A 20,405-nucleotide genomic window follows, 5' to 3' on the forward strand; every position below is an offset into this window, starting at 1 on the left:
TGGGCTGCGAAGCGGCCCCAAACCTGCCGAATGCGAGCATCAGACACACCGCACCCGCCGGTTTACGACTGCTTCGCAGCCGAGCGGGAGCAAGCTCTCTCGCCACGGGGATTTATAGCGATCCTGAAACAATATTCATCCAACAAAGCCTTAAGAAAACTCCGGCCTCTGCCGTTACAGCGATGGCAGTGTGACATCGGTCACACAGCGCAGGCACAATGCCATCCTTGATCAGTCGGGTCGGAGCTTACCCTTGCCGCGTTCTTCCGCTGTACGTCTCAGCCATTTCCTACCGTCACTGCTGCTGTTGTTGGCAGGGCTCGCGGCTGCCTACGTCAAGGATCTCAACGTATTCTTTACCTCCCTGTTCAATGTTCTTCCTACATTGGTATTGCTACTGGGGGGCGCGTATTGCTCCGTTTACCGGCGCCAGCGTGAACTGTTTCTGATGGTCACGGTGTACATCGCCTACTTCCTGCTGGACACCCAAACCGATTTCTACCGCGATAACGGTAAGGTGCGTGAAGACGCGGCGGTGGTGTTCCATCTCGTCTGCTTGTTGCTGCCGCTGTTGTTCGGGCTGTTTGCGGCGTGGCAGGAGCGCACCCATCTGTTCCAGGACATGGTGGCGCGGTTCGCGGTGTTGCTGGTTTTCGGCAGCGTGGCGCTGGCCCTGGAGCAAAGTTTCCCCCAGGCCTTGTTGTTGTGGCTTTCGGAGATCCGCTGGCCCGCGTTGCACGGCGCCTGGATGAGCCTGATCCAATTGTCCTACCCTATGTTCGCCGCCGCGTTCCTGCTGCTGGCCTGGCAATACTGGCGTAATCCCCGGCCGCTTCACGCGGCGCAACTGGTGGGGCTGCTGGGATTGTTCTGGATGCTGCCGAAAACCTTCATCTTGCCGTTCACCCTGAACATCATGTGCAGCCAGGTGATGCTGATGATTGCCGCCGCGGTCGCCCACGAGGCGTATCAAATGGCGTTCCGCGACGAGCTCACCGGCCTGCCGGGACGTCGTGCCTTGAATGAGCGCATGCAGCGCCTGGGGCGCAATTACGTATTGGCGATGAGCGACGTGGACCATTTCAAGAAGTTCAACGACACCCACGGCCACGACGTCGGCGATCAAGTGCTGCGCCTGGTGGCCAGCAAGCTGTCGAAAATCGGCGGGGGCGGTAGGGCTTATCGCTATGGTGGTGAGGAATTTGCGCTGGTGTTCGCCGGTAAAACCATTTATGAGTGCATGCCCCATCTGGAAGTCATCCGTCAGTCCATAGAGACCTACGCTATTCAATTGCGTAATTCCGACAGTCGCCCCCAGGACGATCAGCAAGGGCGCCAGCGTCGCTCGGGCGCTGGCGCCTCCAGCGTATCGGTAACCGTCAGCATCGGCGTGGCCGAGCGAATCGAGCAGCGTACGCCCGAAGAGGTGCTCAAATCGGCGGACCAGGCGCTGTATAACGCCAAGGGCGCGGGGCGAAACTGTGTGGTCGCCTTCGGGCAGAGTCGTCGTGGTGCGGTGCGCATGGAGGCCGCCGCGGGTTGAGTGATGATGGCGCATTCAGCGTCTGGACTGTGATTGTGGGCCCCGGTGGCCGGCAGTAGGTTTAAACGATCTGCTACCGGAGAAAACCACCATGCCCGAGTACAAAGCTCCCCTGCGCGACATGCGCTTTCTGATCGACCACGTCTTCGATTTCCATGGCCGCTATGCCGAACTGGGTGCCAGCGATGCCAGCCCGGACATGGTCAGCGCCATCCTCGAGGAAGGTGCTCGGTTCTGTGAGAATGTGCTGGCGCCGCTCAATCGTCCGGGTGACGAGGAGGGCTGCCATTTCGACAATGGCGTGGTGACTACGCCTACAGGTTTCCGGCAGGCGTTCGCACAGTATGTGGAAGGCGGCTGGCACGGCCTGGCGGCGGACCCAGCGTATGGCGGCCAAGGCCTGCCCAGTTCCCTGGGCCTGGTCATCAGCGAAATGATCGGGTCGAGCAACACTTCCTGGGGCATGTACCCTGGCCTGACCCACGGCGCCATGTCGGCGATCCACGCCCATGGCACCGAGGAACAGAAGCAGACCTACCTCAGCAAACTCACCGCCGGCCAGTGGACCGGTACCATGTGCCTGACCGAAGCCCACTGCGGCACCGACCTGGGCATTATCAAAACCCGCGCGGTGCCCCAGGCTGACGGCAGCTATGCGGTGACCGGCAGCAAGATCTTCATCAGCGCCGGCGAGCACGACATGAGCGACAACATCATCCATCTGGTGCTCGCCAAGCTGCCGGATGCTCCGGCCGGAACAAAGGGCATCTCGTTGTTTATCGTGCCGAAGTTCCTGCCCGACGCCGCAGGCGAGGCCGGGGAGCGCAATGGCGTTTCCTGCGGGTCGATCGAACACAAGATGGGCATCAAGGCCTCGGCGACCTGTGTGCTGAACTTCGACGGCGCCAAGGGGTTCCTGATCGGCGAGGCGAACAAGGGCCTCAACTGTATGTTCACCATGATGAACCATGCCCGCCTCGGCACCGGCATGCAGGGTCTTTGCCTGGGCGAGGCGAGTTTCCAGGGCGCGGTCAGATACGCCAATGATCGTCTGCAGATGCGCTCGCTGACCGGCCCCAAGGCGCCGGAAAAAGCGGCCGACCCAATCATCGTCCACCCTGACGTGCGCAGGATGCTCTTGACGATGAAGGCCTTCAACGAAGGCAACCGGGCGCTGACGTACTTCACTGCGCAATTGCTCGACACCGCGCACTTGAGCCGCGACGAAACCGCCCGCCAAGAGGCTGAAGACCTGTTGGCCTTCCTCACGCCTATCTGCAAAGCGTTCATGACCGACACGGGGCTGGAGGTAACCAACCACGGCATGCAGGTTTTCGGCGGCCACGGCTTTATCCGCGAGTGGGGCATGGAACAATTGGTACGCGATTGTCGGATCGCGCCGATCTACGAAGGCACCAACGGCATCCAGGCCTTGGACTTGCTGGGACGCAAGGTGCTGGGCAGCCAAGGCAAGCTGCTGCGCGGGTTTACCAAAATTGTTCATCAGTTCTGCGCCGCCAATACCGGGCATCCGCAACTCCAGGGATACATTGCGCAACTGGACGGGCTTAATCGGCAATGGGGTGATTTGACGACCCAGGTCGGCATGGCTGCCATGAAAAATCCCGATGAGGTGGGGGCCGCCTCCGTGGATTACCTGATGTACAGCGGTTACATCATCCTGGCTTACCTGTGGTTGCGCATGGCGTTGGTGGCTCAGGCGCAACTCGACAGTGGCGATGGCGACGCGGATTTTTGCCGGGCCAAGCTGGCGACTTGTGAATTTTATTTCAAGCGCCTGTTGCCGCGCACGGCCGCGCATCGCTCAGCTGTCGAGGCGGGAAGCGAATGCCTGATGAAGTTGCCGGCGCAGTTGTTTGCGCTTTGAAGGGCTGAAATATCTCCTTGGCAAGGGAGCTTGCTCCGGCTTGAGTGCGTAGCTCTCAAAAAAGGGCTGCTGCGCACCCCAGCGGGAGCAAGCTCCCTCGCCACGATAAAACAGCAAATTTCGACCGTGACTAAAAATTACAAAACGGTCATGGGTTGACCCTATGTGTCGCAAAAGTTGTTGGGGTACACTCTGGCCCATTGTGAAACGCTTTCCCACGAACCAATTGTTTAGATCCTGCGAGGTTTGCCATGGCTGACTACAAAGCGCCCCTGCGCGATATGCGCTTCGTCCTCAATGAAGTATTCGAGGTCGCGAAACTTTGGGCTCAATTGCCGGCGCTGGCCGACACTGTGGACGCTGAAACTGTCGAGGCGATTCTTGAAGAGGCCGGCAAGGTCACCAGCAAAAGCGTAGCGCCCCTCAGCCGCGCGGCTGACGAGGAAGGTTGCCACTGGGCTGACGGCGCCGTCACGACCCCGGCAGGTTTCCCACAGGCTTATAAGACTTATGCCGAAGGCGGCTGGGTGGGTGTCGGTGGTGATCCGGCGTATGGTGGTATGGGCATGCCCAAGGCTGTTTCGGCCCAGGTCGAGGAAATGGTCAACTCCGCCAGCCTCTCATTTGGGCTGTACCCGATGCTGACCGCCGGGGCTTGCCTGTCGATCAATGCCCACGCCAGCGAAGCGTTGAAGGCCGCGTACCTGCCGAATATGTACGCGGGCATCTGGGCCGGCTCGATGTGCCTGACCGAGCCTCACGCCGGTACCGACCTGGGGATCATCCGGACCAAGGCTGAACCCCAGGCCGACGGTTCCTACAAAGTCAGCGGCACCAAGATTTTCATCACAGGCGGCGAACACGACCTCACCGAAAACATCATTCACCTGGTGTTGGCGAAGCTCCCGGACGCACCGGCCGGGCCGAAAGGCATCTCGCTGTTCCTCGTGCCGAAATTCATGGTCAATGCCGACGGCAGCCTGGGCGCACGCAACGCAGCCAACTGCGGTTCGATCGAGCACAAGATGGGCATCCAGGCGTCCGCCACCTGCGTGATGAACTTCGACGAAGCGGTAGGTTATCTGGTCGGCGAGCCCAACAAAGGCCTGGCGGCGATGTTCACCATGATGAACTACGAGCGCCTGGGTGTCGGTATCCAAGGGCTGGCCACTGGCGAGCGTTCCTATCAGAACGCCATCGAATACGCCCGCGATCGCCTGCAAAGCCGTTCGCCAACCGGCGCGCAAAACAAAGACAAGGTTGCTGACCCGATCATCGTCCACCCGGACGTGCGCCGCATGCTACTGACCATGAAAGCCTCGAACGAAGGTGGCCGCGCATTTTCCACCTATGTGGCGATGCAACTGGATACCGCGAAATTCAGCGAAGACCCAGCCACGCGCAAGCGTGCGGAAGACCTGGTCGCGCTGCTGACGCCGGTGGCCAAGGCTTTCCTGACCGATCTGGGCCTGGAAACCACGGTCCATGGCCAGCAGATCTTCGGCGGTCACGGTTACATCCGCGAATGGGGCCAGGAGCAACTGGTGCGTGACGTGCGCATCACGCAGATCTATGAAGGCACCAACGGTATCCAGGCGCTGGATCTGGTAGGGCGCAAGATCGTCGGCAGTGGTGGGGCGTTCTATAAATTGTTCGCCGATGAAATCCGTCATTTCACCGCCACCGCAAGCAGCGATTTGTCGGAGTTCACCCAACCGTTGAACGATGCCGTTGGCACGCTGGACGAGCTGACCGAATGGCTGCTCGATCGGGCAAAAAACAACCCGAACGAAATTGGCGCGGCTTCGGTGGAATACCTGCAAGCGTTCGGCTACACCGCTTACGCCTACATGTGGGCGTTGATGGCCAGGGCGGCCCTGGGCAAGGAAAGCCAGGATGATTTCTACGCAGGCAAGCTGGGCACAGCGCGATTCTACTTCGCCCGCCTGTTACCGCGAATTCATTCGCTGAGCGCTTCGGTGAAGGCCGGCAGTGAGTCGCTGTTCCTCTTGGAGCCGGGTCAGTTCTGAAGATGTGTCGTGATGTAAGCAAATGCTTACATCACGTGCTGGCGATTTCCCTCTATCGGCAGATTGGATCCACGGCTAATCTAGCTTCCATGGACGTAGCGCAGGACGCGCAAAAGTAACAACACGGACACGTAGGATTCTGCCAGGAAGGCGGAGTGAAATGGATGTCAGGGAAACAGTCTGCAAAGCCCCGCTTCGGCGGGGTTTTCTTTTGCCTGCGTTTTTTGTCCGCGCATAACCTTCCCTTTGGGCGCCCCTTGATGGTCCGCACTGAACCCTGACGAGCGGTCAGGTGTCCATGAGCATATGGCAATATGGCCATCGCCAATCAGGGAGTCATCCATGGATATCATTCGCATCATCATCGCCATTCTTCTGCCGCCGTTGGGTGTGTTTCTGCAAGTCGGTTTCGGCGGGGCTTTCTGGCTGAATATTCTGCTGACGCTGTTGGGCTACATCCCAGGCATCGTGCATGCGGTGTACATCATCGCCAAGCGCTGAAAGTTTGCAGCTAGAGGATTGCTCTTGTGGCGAGGGAGCTTGCTCCCGCTGGGTCGCGGAGCGGCCCCAAGCCCTGCGATTGCTGCGCAATCGAGCGGGAGCAAGCTCCCTCGCCACAAGAGCTCGCCACTTTTTATAAGCTCGCTTCTATCACTTTTCGATAAAACAACCACTCATGCTCCAGCGCATGCGCCTGGTTCAACGCCTTGCGAAAGCCGTGGCGCTCGTCCGGGTAGTAGTGCGCCTCCACCGGAACACCGTTGTCTTCCAAGGCCTTGACCATATCGCGGGTTTGCTGCGGCACGACCACGGCATCGAGTTCACCTTGGAAAAAAATCATCGGCGCGCGGATCCGGTCGGCGTGAAGCAACGGCGTGCGGGCCCTGTAGCGTTCGGCGTCCAGTTGTGGATCGCCGATCAGCCAGTCCAGGTAGTCCCCTTCGAATTTGTGTGTCGCGCGGCCCAGGGCAGCGGGGTCGCTGACGCCGTAGAGGCTGGCGCCGGCACGGAATACGTTCCGGAACGCCAAGGCGCAAAGTGTCGTGTACCCACCGGCGCTGCCGCCACGAATGAAGGCGCAGCGGCTATCGATCAAGCCCTGCTCATCCAGATACGCGACAACCGCGCAGGCATCCTCGACATCCACCACGCCCCAGTTCAAATGCAATGCCTGCCGGTAAGCCCGGCCGTAGCCACTGCTGCCGCGGTAGTTGAGATCGGCCACGGCAAAGCCGCGCTGGGTCCAGTATTGGATGCGCGGGTCGAAAATGGGATAGCAGGCCGACGTCGGCCCGCCATGGATAAACACCACCAGCGGCGGTTTAGCCTCGGCGTCCATCGCAGGATAAAAGAACCCGTGGGCCTCGCTTGAAGCGACGGGATAGCGCAAGGTTTGCGGACAGCTGATGTGCTCGGCGGGTAACGGCGAAACGCCGCCGGCCACGATTATGGCTTCGTGGTTTTGTCGTTCAATAGCAATGACCGCCGACGGGCTGGTCGGCGAAGCGGCAATTGCATAAACGAATTGCTCATCCAATGCCAGGCTGCGAAAGCGGCTGTAGGGTCCGGTGAACTCCTCAATCGCGCCGCTATGGCGCAGGCCCAGCCGGCCAAAACCCGCTTCGGTCCAGCTCGCCAGGTAAATGTCCTCGCCCAAGGGCAGCCAGGTACAGCCGCCCAATTGCCAAGGCGCCGGGGCGTGATCGGCTTCGGCGGCAGCCAATGGTTTCAAGAAGCCGGCATCTTCGACCCAAGGCTGCCAATAACCACCCCGATCCGTCAGGCAATAAAGACGATTCGCCGCGTCGAATCGTGGTTGCTGGATGGACTCATCCTCACCTTGGCCGGCCACGCAGCGCGGCTCACTCCAACCTGCATCGTTACGCTCTGCCAACATCAGTCGCGTGGCCGTCCAGGGTTGATGAGGACGGCTCCATTCGATCCAGGCGAGGCGCTTTTGATCCGGGCTCAGGATCGGCGCGGCGTAGAAATCCGCACCCTCGGCCAGCACCCGTCGCTTAAAATCGGCCAGCCCGATCGACACCAGACGATGCTGATTGGCCTGTTCCTCAACCGCCAGCACTCGCCCCGCGGCGAAGTGCAGGTCGCCATATCGCCTCTCGCCCGAAGTCAGCGCCACGGGACGATCGCCGTCCAATGACTGGTGATACAGCTGTTGGTCAGCCTCGTTGACAAACAGCACGCCGTCATCGCTCAGGCAAAACGACCCGCCACCGTATTCGTAGACCCGACTGCGCGCGCTGAACCCGTCCGGGGTCAGACAGCGGGCCTTGGCATCTTGCCAATGCCAGATCCGGCAGGCGCCATCCGCTGGGCGGTATTCATTCCAGAAAAGCCCTGAAGGCCCGAGTTGCAGTTCGGCAAAGTCGATGCCTGCCGCGACAGCCTGGGCGGCGCTGAGCGGATCAGCCTTTAACGATGAGGCGCGAGTTTCGTTCATTGCGAAAGGCCAGTTGTTCAATGGTTTGCGTGGCATGCTCGGCGTCTTCGCGCGCCTGGAGAATCATGCCGTGGTGTTCGGATTTGCTGCACACCGGGTCGGCGTTGCTGGCGTCGCCTGTGAGCATGAACGCCTGGCAGCGGCAGCCGCCGAAATCCTTCTCTTTTTCATCGCACGAGCGGCAGGGCTCGGGCATCCAGTCGTATCCGCGGAAACGGTTGAAGCCGAACGAGTCGTACCAGATGTGCTGCATGCTGTAATCGCGCACATTCGGAAACTGCACCGGCATTTGCCGGGCGCCATGGCACGGCAATGCGGTGCCGTCCGGCGTGACGGTCAGGAAGATGCTGCCCCAGCCGTTCATGCAGGCTTTGGGGCGTTCCTCATAGTAGTCTGGGGTCACGAAGATCAACTTGCACGGATTGCCTTCGGCTTCCAGCTTGGCCCGGTATTCGTTAGTAATGCGTTCGGCCCGCACCAGCTGTTCCCGGGTCGGCAGCAGGCCGACGCGGTTGAGATGCGCCCAGCCATAGAACTGGCACGTGGCGAGCTCGACGAAGTCGGCTTGCAGGGCGATGCACAGCTCGATGATGCGATCGATCTTGTCGATGTTGTGCCGATGGGTCACGAAGTTCAGCACCATCGGATAGCCGTGGGCCTTCACCGCCCGGGCCATTTCCAGTTTTTGCGCGAAGGCTTTCTTCGAGCCGGCCAGCAAGTTGTTCACCTGCTCATCGCTGGCCTGGAAACTGATCTGGATATGGTCCAGGCCGGCCTTCTTGAAATCGCTGATTTTCTGTTCGGTCAAACCGATACCGGAGGTGATCAGGTTGGTGTAGAAACCCAACTTGCGCGCCTCCCCGATCAGCTCGGCCAGGTCCTGGCGCACCAGCGGTTCGCCACCGGAAAAGCCCAACTGCGCAGCGCCCATCTCCCGGGCCTCGCGGAACACCTTGAACCACTGCTCGGTGCTCAGTTCCTTGCCTTGCTCGGCAAAGTCCAGCGGGTTGGAGCAGTACGGGCATTGCAGCGGGCAGCGATAGGTCAGCTCGGCCAGCAGCCACAACGGCAGGCCGACGGCGGGCTTCTCAGGCAAGGGTGATCCAGTGCTCAGCACGGGCGACCTCCATGAATTGCTCGATGTCGTCACCGAGCTCAGGCACACCGGGAAATTGTTTGTCCAGCTCAGCGATGATCGCCGCCACATCGCGCTTGCCATCGATCAGGCCACCGATCAGCGCAGCGCTGTCGTTCAGCTTGATCATGCCTTCAGGATAGAGCAGCACGTGACCTTTCTGGGCCGGTTCGTACTGAAAGCGATAGCCGGGGCGCCAATCGGGGATTTGGCTGCGATCGAAACTCATAAGGCGATTCCTTTGTGCCAGACCCGTTGGTCGGTCACGGTGTGATAGGGCGGGCGGTTCAGTTCGTAGGCCATGCTCATGGCGTCGAGCATGCTCCAGAGAATGTCGAGTTTGAACTGGAGAATCTCCAGCATGCGTTCCTGGCCTTCACGCGTGGTGTAGTGCTGCAAGGTGATCGCCAACCCGTGCTCCACGTCGCGCCGGGCCTGGCCCAGGCGGGTGCGGAAGTATTCGTAGCCGGCCGGGTCGATCCATGGGTAGTGCTGCGGCCAACTGTCGAGGCGCGACTGGTGGATCTGCGGGGCGAACAGTTCGGTCAGCGAGCTGCTGGCGGCTTCCTGCCAGGAGGCGCGGCGGGCGAAGTTGACGTAGGCGTCCACGGCGAAGCGCACACCTGGCAGCACCAGTTCCTGGGAACGCAATTGATCGGGATCGAGGCCCACCGCTTGACCCAGCCGTAGCCAGGCTTCGATGCCGCCGTCTTCGCCAGGGGCGCCGTCATGGTCAAGCAAACGCTGGATCCACTCGCGGCGGATCTCCCGATCCGGGCAGTTGGCCAGGATCGCGGCGTCCTTGAGCGGAATGTTCACTTGGTAATAGAAGCGGTTCGCGACCCAACCCTGGATCTGCTCGCGGGTGGCTCGGCCTTCGTACATCGCCACGTGGTACGGGTGATGGATATGATAGAAGGCGCCCTTGGCGCGCAAGGCTGCTTCAAATTCTGCGGTGGTCAATGGCGTGTCAGTCATTTCGGGGCCTCCTACAGTTCGATGCTCATGCCGTCGTAGGCGACTTCGACATTGCGTCGCACCAGCTCGGCCCGCTCGGGTGAATCCTCGTCGAGTATCGGGTTGGTGTTGTTGATATGAATAAGGACCTTGCGTTGCTCGGGCAGTTGCTCCAGCACTTCGAGCATGCCGCCGGGACCGTTCTGCGCCAGGTGGCCCATTTCCCGACCGGTGCGGGTGCCGACGCCACGGCGCTGCATCTCATCGTCGTCCCACATCGTGCCGTCCACCAACAGGCAGTCGCTGCCGGCCATGATGTCCAGCAGCGGACCGTCGACCTTGCCCAGGCCCGGTGCATAGAACAGCTTGCCGCCGGTGCGCAGGTCTTCGACGATCAGCCCGATGTTATCGCCCGGGTGCGGGTCGAAGCGGTGCGGGGAATAGGGCGGGGCGGCGCTGCGAAGTGGCAGTGGGGTAAAGCGCAGGCTTGGGCAAGCGGCAATAGTGAAACTCTGATCGAGTTGGATGCGGTTCCAGCTCAGGCCGCCGTTCCAGTGGGTGAGCATGTTGAACAGTGGGAAACCCGTGCTCAGGTCTTCATGGACCATGTCGGTGCACCAGACCTGGTGCGGGCAACCTTCGCGCAGGCTGAGCAGGCCGGTGGTGTGGTCGATCTGGCTGTCCATCAGAATGATCGCGCCGATACCGGTGTCCCGCAGGGCCCGGCCAGGCTGCATCGGGGCAAATCCCTGGAGCTGGGCGCGAATGTCCGGCGAGGCGTTGCACAGCACCCAGCTCACGCCGTCGTCGGAAATCGCGATGGACGACTGGGTACGCGCTTGGGCCCGCAGGCTGCCGTTGCGAAAACCTGCGCAATTGGCGCAGTTGCAGTTCCACTGGGGAAAACCGCCGCCCGCGGCGGAGCCTAGAATCTGGACGAACATGGTCGCTCCATCTGCAAACCGAAAATAAAAACGCCCCGGATGACCGAGGCGTGGTGTTGCGTACTACCGCCTGCAGCAATCAACGGCTGGCGAAGTACATGGTGACTTCGAAGCCGATACGCAGATCGATATATGCGGGTTTGGACCAGGACATGGGAATACTCCTTTGGTTGGGATACTTCGGTTAGATGGTACGGGTGGAACCTATACATATAGTCCACCTCCGCTCGGAGATGTTCAGATGCTTAGGCGGCTATGTTACTAAATCTGACAAATTCCTTCGCCGCGATTCTTTGAGAAAGCTCGTTGCATGGCCGGTAACGATCATTGCACCGCGCGCCAGGGCGTTCCCGGGCACGGCGCGTTGCTCAGGCAGGAACGTCCGCCGAGGGCTTCTTTCAAACGGTGCGCGGCGTCGACCAGTTGTCCGCGTGTCATCGATGTTATGACGTCGGGTAACCGTTGCAGGTAGTCCGTTGGACGACCGGCCAGTTTGCCCTGCCAGAGCAGTTCGGCTGCCTGGGCGATGGGCATCGCCGCGCTTTGAAGCTGGCTGGCCAAGGCCTGTTGCTGGCTGGTCAGGGTCGAGTCGTCTAGCTGCTGGATCAACTCAGGCAAGGCTTCCAGGAACTGCTCCATATGTTCAGCCAACTGCGCTGCCGAGGCACCGGGTGATTGGGCGCCCAGTAGCAGGCCGGTGCGTCCGTCGATCTGCTTCAAACCACTGAACACCGCATAGCCCAGTTGCAGGTCCACTCGCAGGCGTTGGTAGTACGGGGTTTGGCTCAGATGGGCGAACAAACGCCACGCAGCCTCGTCGCAAATGTCCTGGGTTGCCGTGGGGCAGAACATCAGTACGGCGTGGTCGTCTCCTGGAGTTTCGAGCGTGTGCCAGGTGCGTCCCGGAGCAGCCACGAGCGTCGACACCGCTTCTTCTCGGGCGATCCCAGGAATTCGCGCCAGAACGGGGCCCAGCGCCACTTGAGTGGCCGCCGCCAGACCGACAGCCAAGCCGTCCCATCGGGCGTTCGTCCAGACGCTCTGATCGCTGTCGGACGATGATGGCGATCGTGGGGTTTGCCGCAAGAGCTCCGGCAATTCACGCAACAGCTGTCGGATCGGTATCAAGGGAGGCTCGCTATTGGCCGGGACTGGCGGCAGCGGCTGGCCCAGTTCCACCAGCAGGTGTTCAAGTACTCGCGGCATCGGTGCCTGCAAGCCGGTCAGTTTCAGCAGGCATTGTTCGTCATGAGTCTCGAAGGTAATGTCCACGCCGGCCTGGCGGGCGTCTTCGCGCAGATCCGCCAATTGCCGATCGAGCCTGCGTTGGTGGCCGGGCGATACGGGGGCCGCCAATAGCCAGCGCAGGTACACCGCGCCTTCCGGCGAGGTATCCGGCAATGCCTGGCTGAACTGCATGGGCGAGCGTTCGCGCCGGCCCCGGCTGCGGTCTTGTGCGAATGTTCGTAAGCCGCGGTGGGCACTGGTTTGGCCGCGAATCAATCCGGCGCGGGGTGGTTCGTTGATGCTTTGCAGAAACCGGTTGGGCGAGGGCAATTGCCACGGTTCGACGGGCTGATCGACGGCGTCTAATTGCTTGAGGATTTCCCTGAGGCGCATCAGGTCGTTTTCCGACAAGGGGCCTTGGCGTCCTTCGCTGTCCCAACGAGCCAGTTGCAAGGCTGTTGCCGTCTCCAGTTGGCGTTGGCGTAGCGCAGTGAACGCCTGGCGAAGTGATACCCAGTCATCCTGAGCGGCAAAAAAACCCAGCCAATCGCGCAGCAGCGGTTGGATATCAGTCGGCACCTGGTCGCGGTCGTGCTTGAACTCGATGTGAAGCAGTGCCTGACCAGAAAATTCATACAGGGGCACGGCTTTGAGGCTGTCAGCCAGACCGCGTTGGCGCAACGTTGCAAGCAACCCGCCCGGTTTAGGGGCGTTGAGCCAGTGGCAGAGGAAATCCAAGGCTTGGGGCGAGGCGGCAGGCAAGCTTTCGAAGGCGAACAGTACGTCGAGCGAATCTTGCCGGGCCTGCTGGTACCCGGTCTCGGTTGCTGCCATGAGCCTCGGCGGTGGCTGCCTGACCTGCGTCCTGCCGGTTGGCAGGCTTTCACCGAACTGAGTGGCCAGCGCCTCCAAGGTCCCGATGCGTTGCGGGCCGGCCAGGCTCAAGGTCATCTGGCCGCTCCGATAGAAACGCTGGTAGAAATCGCGCAGCGCGCTCTGGAATTCTGGCTGTGGTACGGCGAGGCTGTCGCGATTGCCCGCATGAAAGCCGCGCAATGGGTGATCCTTCGACAGTCCTTCATACAAGGCAACCTGCCGCTGGGCCGCCGCATCCTGGGACCAGGCAATAAACTCTGCGTGCAGCACTTCCCGCTCTCGCAACTGGTCGGTCTCATCCAGACGCGGATGGGCCAGCATGTCCGTCAACCGCTCAAGCCCACCGGGCAGGGCGGCAGGTGGCAGCTCCAGAATAAACTCCGTGGTGCGTTCACTGGTACGCGCGTTGACCTGCCCGCCGTGGTCCCGCACGTAGGCCATCAGGTTCTGCCCAGTGGGAAAACGCTCCGTCCCCAGAAAGAAAAGATGTTCAAGAAAGTGCGCCAGCCCCGGCCAGGCCTTGGACGCATCATGGCTACCGGCGGCCACGCGCAACACCGCAGCGCTGCGCTTGAGGCCAGGAGCATGACGCAACGTCAATTTCAGGCCGTTGGACAGGGTTTCGGTATGGGGGCGGAGGGAATCGGGGGCCGGCATGAGCGCTTCCAGGACTGGGATGTGCTCATGCTAGCGGATTAGCCCGGATCAGTGTTTATGCAAGTCGCCGTACAGCGCCGCACGCCGATCGTGCAGGTAGTTGTAGGCTGCCCGCGATTGCTCCATCAATTGCCGATCCAGCTCACCCACGATCAACGCTTCGTCCAGCCCCGCCAACGCCGGACGGCTGCCGTTCGGGGCGGCAATGCTGCTCTGACCGCAATACTGCAACTCACCTTCGTGGCCGCAATAGTTGGCATAGGCCACGAAACACTGGTTCTCGATGGCCCGGGCGCGCACGGTGACGTCGGCGATGAACTCGTACGGATGCATGTTGGCGGTGGGTACGAGGATAAGCTCGGCGCCGGCCAGCGCCAGGCGCCGGGCATTTTCTGGAAACTCCAGGTCATAGCAGATCAGGAAGCCGAGCTTCCAACCGTTGAGCTCCACGATCGGCAACGCTGAATCGCCCGCGCTGAACATTGTGCGGTCGAGGTCGCCGAACAAATGACTCTTGCGATAATTGGCCAGGCGCTCGCCGTGGGCGTCGATCAATTGGACCGAATTGTAGATCTGCCCATCTTCGCTGCGCTCCGGGTAACCATAGAGAATGGCCAGGCCGGCCGCCTTGGCGATGCGGCCGATTTGCTGCGCCCATTCGCCGTTGTAGACCTCGGCCAGTACATTCACCGCATCGACCCCAATGTTGTAGCCAGTCAAGAACATCTCCGGCAACACCAGCACATCGGCACCCCTGGCTTCCAGCGCGACCTGGTGCAGTCGCTGCAGGTTGCCGGCCGGTTCCATGGGCAGCGGTGGGCATTGGTAAAGGGCTACGCGCATCGACAACTCCTTATTCGGGCAAGGCGATCGGACCGATTTCGTCGAACACATCGCCTGGCCCCGGGTTCTCGGGGTGAGTTTCACCGCCGAAATGTTTCATGATCCCCCACACGGCATTGAGCGAGGTCTGGACCGCGCCTTCTACCCAGGCGGGTGTCCATGAGACGTCATCACCGGCGATAAAGATCCCTTTTTGTTCAGCCGGCATGTCGTCTTGCATGAAGTGTGCATACATGCGTTGGTTGTATCGGTAGTGGCCCGGCAGGGCGCCTTTGAATGCACCGAGGAAATAGGGGTCGGCTTCCCAGGAAACTGTGATCGGATCGCCAATGATCCGCGCGGCGATGTCGACGTTCGGATAGATTTTTTTCAGTGCATCAAGCGCCAGTTTCACGCGTTTTTCCACGGGATACGGCAGCATTTTCAACGCATCGCTCATCCATGAGTAGGACAGACAGATAACGCCTGGCTTGTCGTCGCCGTTGTCGAACAGGTAAGTGCCGCGAGTCAGCCGGTCGGTGAGGGTCATGCTCATCAAGTCGCGGCCGGTCTGCGGGTCCTTGTCCTTCCAGAAGGGCCGGTCGACCATCACGAATGTCTTCGATGCTTGCATGTAGCGGGTGCGGTCCAAGGCCATCCACATTTTTTGCGAGAACAGCGCTTCTTCACATTCGATCTGGGTGGTCAGCAGCCAAGTCTGGCACGTCACCAGCACGGCGGCGTATTCCCGGGTGTCACCCCAGACGTCGGTCACGGTGAAGCGGTCGTTATCGGCACGGGCAATGCGCTTCACGCCGCTGCGAGGCGCGCCCAGGTGCAACGAATTCAGGCTGGTGCCTTCCGGCCAATGCACGCAGCGCTCTGGCACGTGTTTCCAGATTCCGTGGGGGACCTGCTCGACGCCGCCGACCACCAGGTGCTGATGATCGTCGCAGTTGGTCATCACCACGCGAAAGATTTCGAGCATCGAGTTGGGAAAGTCCGAGTCCCAGCCGCCAGTGCCGAAACCAACCTGGCCGAACACTTCGCGATGCTGGAACGAGAGCTTGGCGAAGGCCTTTGACGTAGCGACAAAGTCGTAGAAGGTGCGGTCATCCCACAGCGGCACCAGGGTGTTCCACAGCTCCTTGAGACGCGGGACGTCGCGGTCGCGGATCGCTTGCTGGATGTCGCCGAAGCGCGAGCCAGCCTCCAATGCGTCGGCCCAGGCGTCGGCCACTTCTTGGAATAACGCCGGAAGGTCAGCCATGCTTTCTGCGTAATAGGTCTGTCCTTCAAGGTCGATGACCGTGCTGCCCGAGGCCGACGTCAACGGGTTGGGAAAGGGTTTTGTCTCCAGGCCCAGCTTGTCGACGTAGTGGTAGAACGCCGTGGACGACACTGGGAAACGCATGCCGCCGAGTTCGGCGACGATACCTTCGGCGCCGTTGAACGCTTGGGAGCGCAGGCGTCCGCCCAGCTTCGACGCCTCGTACACCACCGGTTTGAGGCCCATTTTCATCAGCTCGTAAGCCGCCACCAGGCCGGCGATCCCGGCGCCGACAATCGCTACCTCGGCGCCGTGATTGTGCTTCGGAATCATGCCCAGGCCAGCTGGGTGTTCGATCCAGTCGTCAAAGGCGAAGGGAAAGTCCGGGCCGAAAATGGTGATGGGTTTCTTGCCGTTGGCAGGGTGGCGATTGTTCTTGTTCATGGCTGACCTTGGGAGGCGACTCGGCGCGGTGTTCGCGTCTGAGTATAGGAAAGATGCCAGCCATTCTAGAGAGCATGAAACACGTTAATAAGACGCAATGTGTCGTCGTTTTGTACGTATAGCCGTCATTTTCACTGGCTAAATAGGCTTAATGACGAAACCAGCTCTTGTAGGAGCGAGCCTGCTCGCGATAGCGGGCCGTCAGCCCGTGCAAATGTTGACTGATCCGCCGCCATCGCGAGCAGGCTCGCTCCCACAGGATTTTGGGCAGGTTCTAGACGGGCTGCCCCCGGTCGATCTTGCTGCTGAGAATGATCGAAGTGGTAGTTTTCTCCACCCCGTCCACGCTGCCGATCTGGTCCAGCAGTTGATCCAGCTGTTCCGGCGAGTCGGTGCGCAGCCAGGCCACGTAATCGAACTCGCCGCTCACCGCGCACAACTGCTGGACCTGGGCCATCGCACTCAAGCGCCGCAATACGTCTTTCCCCGAGCGTGGCTGGACCTTTATGCCGACGTAAGCCTGCAAACCGCCATCGATCACTCGCTGCCCCAGGCGCACGCCGTATCCGGTGATGATCTTGGATTTTTCCAGTCGAGCCAGGCGCGAGGTCACGGTCGTGCGGGCGATGCCCAACTGCCGGGCAAGCACGGCGACGCTTTCCCGGGCGTTGATTTGCAGCGCCGCGATCAGCTGGCGATCAATTTCGTCGAGGACGGGAGGGCGGGTATCAGTCAAGGTCAGCTCCGGCGCAGGCATCATTGGCGGGCATGTTACAGGCTCCGGCGTTCGAAGTAGCTGATGGCAGGCAAGGCCAGCGCTTGCCAGGCTGGGGCGAGGTGCGCTTGCGAAGGCCTGAGCCAGAGGCCGTCCTCGCCGATCAGTTGTTCCGCGGGCAGCAGCAGCAAATCGTCGAGCGTAAACGACTGCGCCGCGCCTCGATCCTCATCGTCTTCGGTTTCCCAGTCGCGTTCGAAACACCGGACCCGCAGCTTTTCTTCATCGAAGCCTTCGAACTCGGGCCGATTGCCCAGCCATCGCGGATGAATCCGCAGCGTGTGCGCCTGGACATCGAGAAGCATCAGTTGCCAGCCCCGATAACTTCCGCACAGCTGCGCCACGTCAGTTGCCATGCGGGTCAGGGCCAGGTAGCGGCCATCCGAGGACCAGATCATCGAAGGGGCCAGATCGACCAAGGCGCAGCCTGAAGCCGTCAGCAGATAACCGCCAAGCCGCGGCGTACCGGCGCGCACCCAGCTGTCGGCATATTCGGTCTCGCTGCCGAACAGCCAGGCGGCGTCCCGATGAGTCGGCGCGGGCTGGATGAAATCGCCATCGGCAGTCGCCGCCTGCGGCCGATCCACCAAGCGCCACGGGGGGATGACGTTTAGTTGCGAGTCTGTGGGCTGCAACTGCACCGTGTCGTAGAACGGCCGGGATTGCTCGTTGGGGCGACAGAAAAACGCGTCGCTGCCGACCTCTGGCGCCGCGACATTGAAGCGCCGGAGCGGGCTGCTCTGCAGATCATTGTCGAGACGACCTACGACCACCGCCAGACTCAACCGACCATCGCGAAAGTCGAGGATCCGTTCTACCCACATGGCGGGCCCTTTCAGCAGGCGCCGCTCTTGCACGTCGGCCACCACTGCATGGGTGGCAACGGTCGTTGCCCCTCCAAAAGGCAGCAGCGCCAGGTAGCGACCACAGTCCGAGGCGCGATGATCCAGCAGCCAGCGTTCCGGCAGGAGCCAGTCACCGATCTGGCAGCGATAGCCACCAAGCCCTTCGCGATTGTCACCCTGCCAGCTCAGGCGCGCGCTTGTGCAGCCCAGCAGCGCTTGTGTCTCGATGTGCGAATCGCCCCGGCGGCCCGGGCTGTCCAATGGCATGACGATGGCCATGCGCGTCAGCTTGAACTCGCCCACCTGCACCCGACCCTGAATGTCGTGGCCCGTCTGCGTCTCGGTATCGCTGTGGATACTGTCCAAGCGGTAGCCATACTGGCCGGAACCCGGTCGTGGATAGTCGAGGTAAGCGTCGATATGCACTTGGCCTGCATCGAGCTTCAGCAAGTCATGCCAATAAAAAGACGGTTCGGTGGTGCTCTTGATCCAAGGCAAGGGCAGGTCGCGCCAGCCTTTCTCCACTTGCCACGACCAATACCGTTCGCCTTGCGCCTCGTTGGCCTGTTCCCCGGCCAGGCACACCAGGGCGCGGTGATCGGTGCTCCACACCAATGGCGCATCGGCGGTCATCAAGAGCCCGGACGGCTGCCCATTGATGCTGACGGCATAGCGCGGCGAATACAGTGGCTCCAGGGGTCGGTCCAAATCGCGCAGCGTAGCCGGCAAGATGATGTTGCCAGCCAGGCATTGTCGACCATCAGCGGACGGACGTTCGAAGGTGGGCTGGAGATTGTCCGGGTGCCAGCCAGGCTCCAGCCAAAGATCCGCGACGGGAATCAGGTCGACTGCCTCTGCGGTTTGTAGCAGCTTTTCCAGGCGAACCTGACGGACGCCGTTATCGACCAATGGGCTGTAGCGGCCGCTCAGTTGATCAGAATCAAAAGCGTCCAGCTCCCAAAATTCGCTTTCGGCGCAGCGGTATAAGGTGCGCTGCTGGCGGTCGAGAATGACCAGTCCCCAGTCCTGCCGTGACGGCACCGGCGCGGCAAAATAGCGCCCTTCGCTGGAAAACACCGCCGAAGAGCCGATCCCTTGCAAAAGTACGCCGTCTGGAAACAAGTAATCGCAATACACAGGACCGCCCATGGCGATTTCACTGTGGTTGAAGACCCGGATTGGCTCGCCTTCCGGGGTCAGAAGCGGCTCGTTACCGCCCCAGGCGCTTGGCCCCTTGGTGGAAACCGGTGCCAACCCAAGGCGCCGCTCCCATTTGCTGACACAGGCGAGCCCGACAATGATGGCGATGATCGCCACGAGAATGCCCCACCACTCCGGCAGCGCCCGGCCCAGGCTGAAGCCCAGGCCAAATATGGCACCCACCGTCAGCCGCGCGATGCCCCGGCCCATCGTCAGAGCGCCCAGGCGCGCGGCGAGGCCCATCAGCGACCCTAGGAAAATCACTGCCAGCAAGGCCAGCGGCGGGGGCAGAACGGTAACGAAAAAGGCTGGCACCACGAGGATGGCGAGTTGCCAGAAGAGTTCGAGGAACAGGCGGGACAGGCTGGGAGTGGCGATGATGGAGGTCTCTCGAAGGCCGGGGTTTGCAATTGTAAGTGAGCCGCACTGAAAAAAACGACGGGTCGAGGCTAACCGGCTTCATGAGGATTTTCGGAATGGCCTGACATACACGGCCCGGTATCTCTGCTGCAATTGCGTTCCGCTATGAACTGCTTTGCAGTCTTGGGAAACAAGATGGGATCGTTAAAAGATTTTTACTGGAAGCGTTGGGTCAAGAGACACCGGTGCAAGCTTGCTGGCGGCCTCCAATCGCTGAGCAGGAGGACAAAGCTGACCCTGGAGGAGGGCGTTGCCCTTGGGCACGTCGACATTGACTCGCCGCGTCTCGCGATCGGCGCCCACACTTATATCCGCAGTGGCAGCCATCTATCCCTGGTGGCATCGATCGGTCGCTTTTGCTCAATGGGCACTGGCGTGGTGATAGGCCAGGAAAAGCACACGCATCCCACCGATTGGCTCAGCTCTCATCCTTTCCAATACACGGCTTCCCCGCTGAGTTACCGTGCCAGGACCCAAATGGCCACGATTGGCCACGACGTCTGGGTGGGCAGTCATGCCATGGTCATGGAGGGCGTCAACGTCGGCACGGGCGCGGTGATTGCAACCCGGGCAGTCGTGGCTGGGGATGTGCCGGCCTACGCAATCGTAGCGGGCGTCCCGGCCAAGGTAGTGCGGTTCAGGCACGCTCCTGATGTTATCGAGCGCCTGTTGGCGAGTCGGTGGTGGGAAATCGAGGTGGAGGAATTGAAGACGCTGCCCCTCGACGAGCCTGAAACCTGCCTGGAACTGCTGGAGCGCAAAGCTCCAGCGGCTGCTCAGTACCGAAAAATCAGCGTGACACGTAAGGGTTGTCGCGCGGGTGAAATGATGACCGTGACGTAGTGCTTGCGATTGATGGTTGTACGCTTTTTTCTGGCCCCGACAAGTCAAGATGATGACCGTCTGGAAAA

General features: G+C 61.0%; 16 protein-coding genes. 5 read left to right on the forward strand and 11 right to left on the reverse strand.

The annotated features are described in order from the left end of the window. Nucleotides 1–253: 253 nt before the first annotated feature. From J3P81_RS02325 to J3P81_RS02340, 4 genes are all read left to right on the forward strand, one after another. Nucleotides 254–1,543: a GGDEF domain-containing protein gene (locus tag J3P81_RS02325; protein ID WP_434561961.1), complete on the forward strand. Its 1,290-nt coding sequence runs from the start codon at nt 254–256 to the stop codon at nt 1,541–1,543. Nucleotides 1,544–1,634: 91 nt separating this feature from the next. Next, nucleotides 1,635–3,431, forward strand: coding sequence for an acyl-CoA dehydrogenase C-terminal domain-containing protein (locus tag J3P81_RS02330; protein ID WP_434561963.1), 1,797 nt, complete (start codon nt 1,635–1,637; stop codon nt 3,429–3,431). Between the two features lie 251 nt (nt 3,432–3,682). Continuing rightward, the gene (locus J3P81_RS02335; RefSeq protein WP_434561965.1) at nt 3,683–5,461 is read left to right on the forward strand and encodes an acyl-CoA dehydrogenase C-terminal domain-containing protein; all 1,779 of its coding nucleotides are present in this window, start codon (nt 3,683–3,685) and stop codon (nt 5,459–5,461) included. 342 nt (nt 5,462–5,803) lie between these two features. Continuing rightward, complete coding sequence (locus tag J3P81_RS02340; protein WP_038436734.1) at nt 5,804–5,962, forward strand: YqaE/Pmp3 family membrane protein; 159 nt, start codon at nt 5,804–5,806, stop codon at nt 5,960–5,962. Nucleotides 5,963–6,095: 133 nt separating this feature from the next. Here the strand turns inward: J3P81_RS02340 and J3P81_RS02345 are convergent, their stop codons facing one another. The 11 genes from J3P81_RS02345 to J3P81_RS02395 form a co-directional block, all read right to left on the reverse strand. Next, nucleotides 6,096–7,922: a prolyl oligopeptidase family serine peptidase gene (locus J3P81_RS02345; RefSeq protein ID WP_434561967.1), complete on the reverse strand. Its 1,827-nt coding sequence runs from the start codon at nt 7,920–7,922 to the stop codon at nt 6,096–6,098. Continuing rightward, nucleotides 7,888–9,018: a pyrroloquinoline quinone biosynthesis protein PqqE gene (gene pqqE / locus J3P81_RS02350; protein ID WP_434561969.1), complete on the reverse strand. Its 1,131-nt coding sequence runs from the start codon at nt 9,016–9,018 to the stop codon at nt 7,888–7,890. Before pqqE ends, J3P81_RS02345 begins: the two co-directional genes overlap by 35 nt. After that, nucleotides 9,011–9,286, reverse strand: a complete 276-nt coding sequence (gene pqqD, locus J3P81_RS02355) for a pyrroloquinoline quinone biosynthesis peptide chaperone PqqD (protein ID WP_434561971.1) — start codon at nt 9,284–9,286, stop codon at nt 9,011–9,013. Before pqqD ends, pqqE begins: the two co-directional genes overlap by 8 nt. After that, a complete protein-coding gene (gene pqqC / locus J3P81_RS02360; RefSeq protein ID WP_434561973.1) occupies nt 9,283–10,035 on the reverse strand; it encodes a pyrroloquinoline-quinone synthase PqqC in 753 nt (250 codons plus the stop codon). Before pqqC ends, pqqD begins: the two co-directional genes overlap by 4 nt. Nucleotides 10,036–10,046: 11 nt before the next feature. Further along, a complete protein-coding gene (gene pqqB / locus J3P81_RS02365; RefSeq protein WP_420764895.1) occupies nt 10,047–10,958 on the reverse strand; it encodes a pyrroloquinoline quinone biosynthesis protein PqqB in 912 nt (303 codons plus the stop codon). Between the two features lie 79 nt (nt 10,959–11,037). Next, a complete protein-coding gene (gene pqqA / locus J3P81_RS02370; RefSeq protein WP_003177660.1) occupies nt 11,038–11,112 on the reverse strand; it encodes a pyrroloquinoline quinone precursor peptide PqqA in 75 nt (24 codons plus the stop codon). A gap of 170 nt (nt 11,113–11,282) precedes the next feature. After that, complete coding sequence (pqqF, locus tag J3P81_RS02375; RefSeq protein ID WP_434561975.1) at nt 11,283–13,718, reverse strand: pyrroloquinoline quinone biosynthesis protein PqqF; 2,436 nt, start codon at nt 13,716–13,718, stop codon at nt 11,283–11,285. Nucleotides 13,719–13,766: 48 nt separating this feature from the next. After that, the gene (locus J3P81_RS02380; RefSeq protein ID WP_420764893.1) at nt 13,767–14,561 is read right to left on the reverse strand and encodes a carbon-nitrogen hydrolase family protein; all 795 of its coding nucleotides are present in this window, start codon (nt 14,559–14,561) and stop codon (nt 13,767–13,769) included. Between the two features lie 10 nt (nt 14,562–14,571). Beyond that, a complete protein-coding gene (locus tag J3P81_RS02385) occupies nt 14,572–16,254 on the reverse strand; it encodes a flavin monoamine oxidase family protein (protein ID WP_434561977.1) in 1,683 nt (560 codons plus the stop codon). Nucleotides 16,255–16,528: 274 nt separating this feature from the next. Further along, nucleotides 16,529–16,990: an Lrp/AsnC family transcriptional regulator gene (locus J3P81_RS02390; protein ID WP_420764891.1), complete on the reverse strand. Its 462-nt coding sequence runs from the start codon at nt 16,988–16,990 to the stop codon at nt 16,529–16,531. Between the two features lie 35 nt (nt 16,991–17,025). After that, nucleotides 17,026–19,317: a hypothetical protein gene (locus J3P81_RS02395; RefSeq protein ID WP_434561979.1), complete on the reverse strand. Its 2,292-nt coding sequence runs from the start codon at nt 19,315–19,317 to the stop codon at nt 17,026–17,028. A gap of 312 nt (nt 19,318–19,629) precedes the next feature. Here J3P81_RS02395 and J3P81_RS02400 point away from each other — a divergent pair, with 312 nt between their 5' ends. Further along, nucleotides 19,630–20,337, forward strand: coding sequence for a CatB-related O-acetyltransferase (locus J3P81_RS02400; protein WP_434564073.1), 708 nt, complete (start codon nt 19,630–19,632; stop codon nt 20,335–20,337). The last annotated feature ends 68 nt before the right edge of the window (nt 20,338–20,405 follow it).

The sequence above is a fragment of the Pseudomonas sp. R1-6 genome (genome assembly GCF_051132115.1).
Classification (GTDB): Bacteria; Pseudomonadota; Gammaproteobacteria; order Pseudomonadales; family Pseudomonadaceae; genus Aquipseudomonas.

Coding starts and splice junctions, on each gene's coding strand:
- pqqD (WP_434561971.1), bottom strand. CDS start 9,286: ATGAGTTTCGATCGCAGCCAAATCCCCGATTGGCGCCCCGGCTATCGC.
- J3P81_RS02345 (WP_434561967.1), bottom strand. CDS start 7,922: ATGAACGAAACTCGCGCCTCATCGTTAAAGGCTGATCCGCTCAGCGCC.
- J3P81_RS02335 (WP_434561965.1), top strand. CDS start 3,683: ATGGCTGACTACAAAGCGCCCCTGCGCGATATGCGCTTCGTCCTCAAT.
- J3P81_RS02330 (WP_434561963.1), top strand. CDS start 1,635: ATGCCCGAGTACAAAGCTCCCCTGCGCGACATGCGCTTTCTGATCGAC.
- J3P81_RS02400 (WP_434564073.1), top strand. CDS start 19,630: ATGGGATCGTTAAAAGATTTTTACTGGAAGCGTTGGGTCAAGAGACAC.
- J3P81_RS02385 (WP_434561977.1), bottom strand. CDS start 16,254: ATGAACAAGAACAATCGCCACCCTGCCAACGGCAAGAAACCCATCACC.
- J3P81_RS02340 (WP_038436734.1), top strand. CDS start 5,804: ATGGATATCATTCGCATCATCATCGCCATTCTTCTGCCGCCGTTGGGT.
- J3P81_RS02380 (WP_420764893.1), bottom strand. CDS start 14,561: ATGCGCGTAGCCCTTTACCAATGCCCACCGCTGCCCATGGAACCGGCC.
- pqqB (WP_420764895.1), bottom strand. CDS start 10,958: ATGTTCGTCCAGATTCTAGGCTCCGCCGCGGGCGGCGGTTTTCCCCAG.
- pqqC (WP_434561973.1), bottom strand. CDS start 10,035: ATGACTGACACGCCATTGACCACCGCAGAATTTGAAGCAGCCTTGCGC.
- J3P81_RS02395 (WP_434561979.1), bottom strand. CDS start 19,317: ATGGGCCTCGCCGCGCGCCTGGGCGCTCTGACGATGGGCCGGGGCATC.
- pqqF (WP_434561975.1), bottom strand. CDS start 13,718: ATGCCGGCCCCCGATTCCCTCCGCCCCCATACCGAAACCCTGTCCAAC.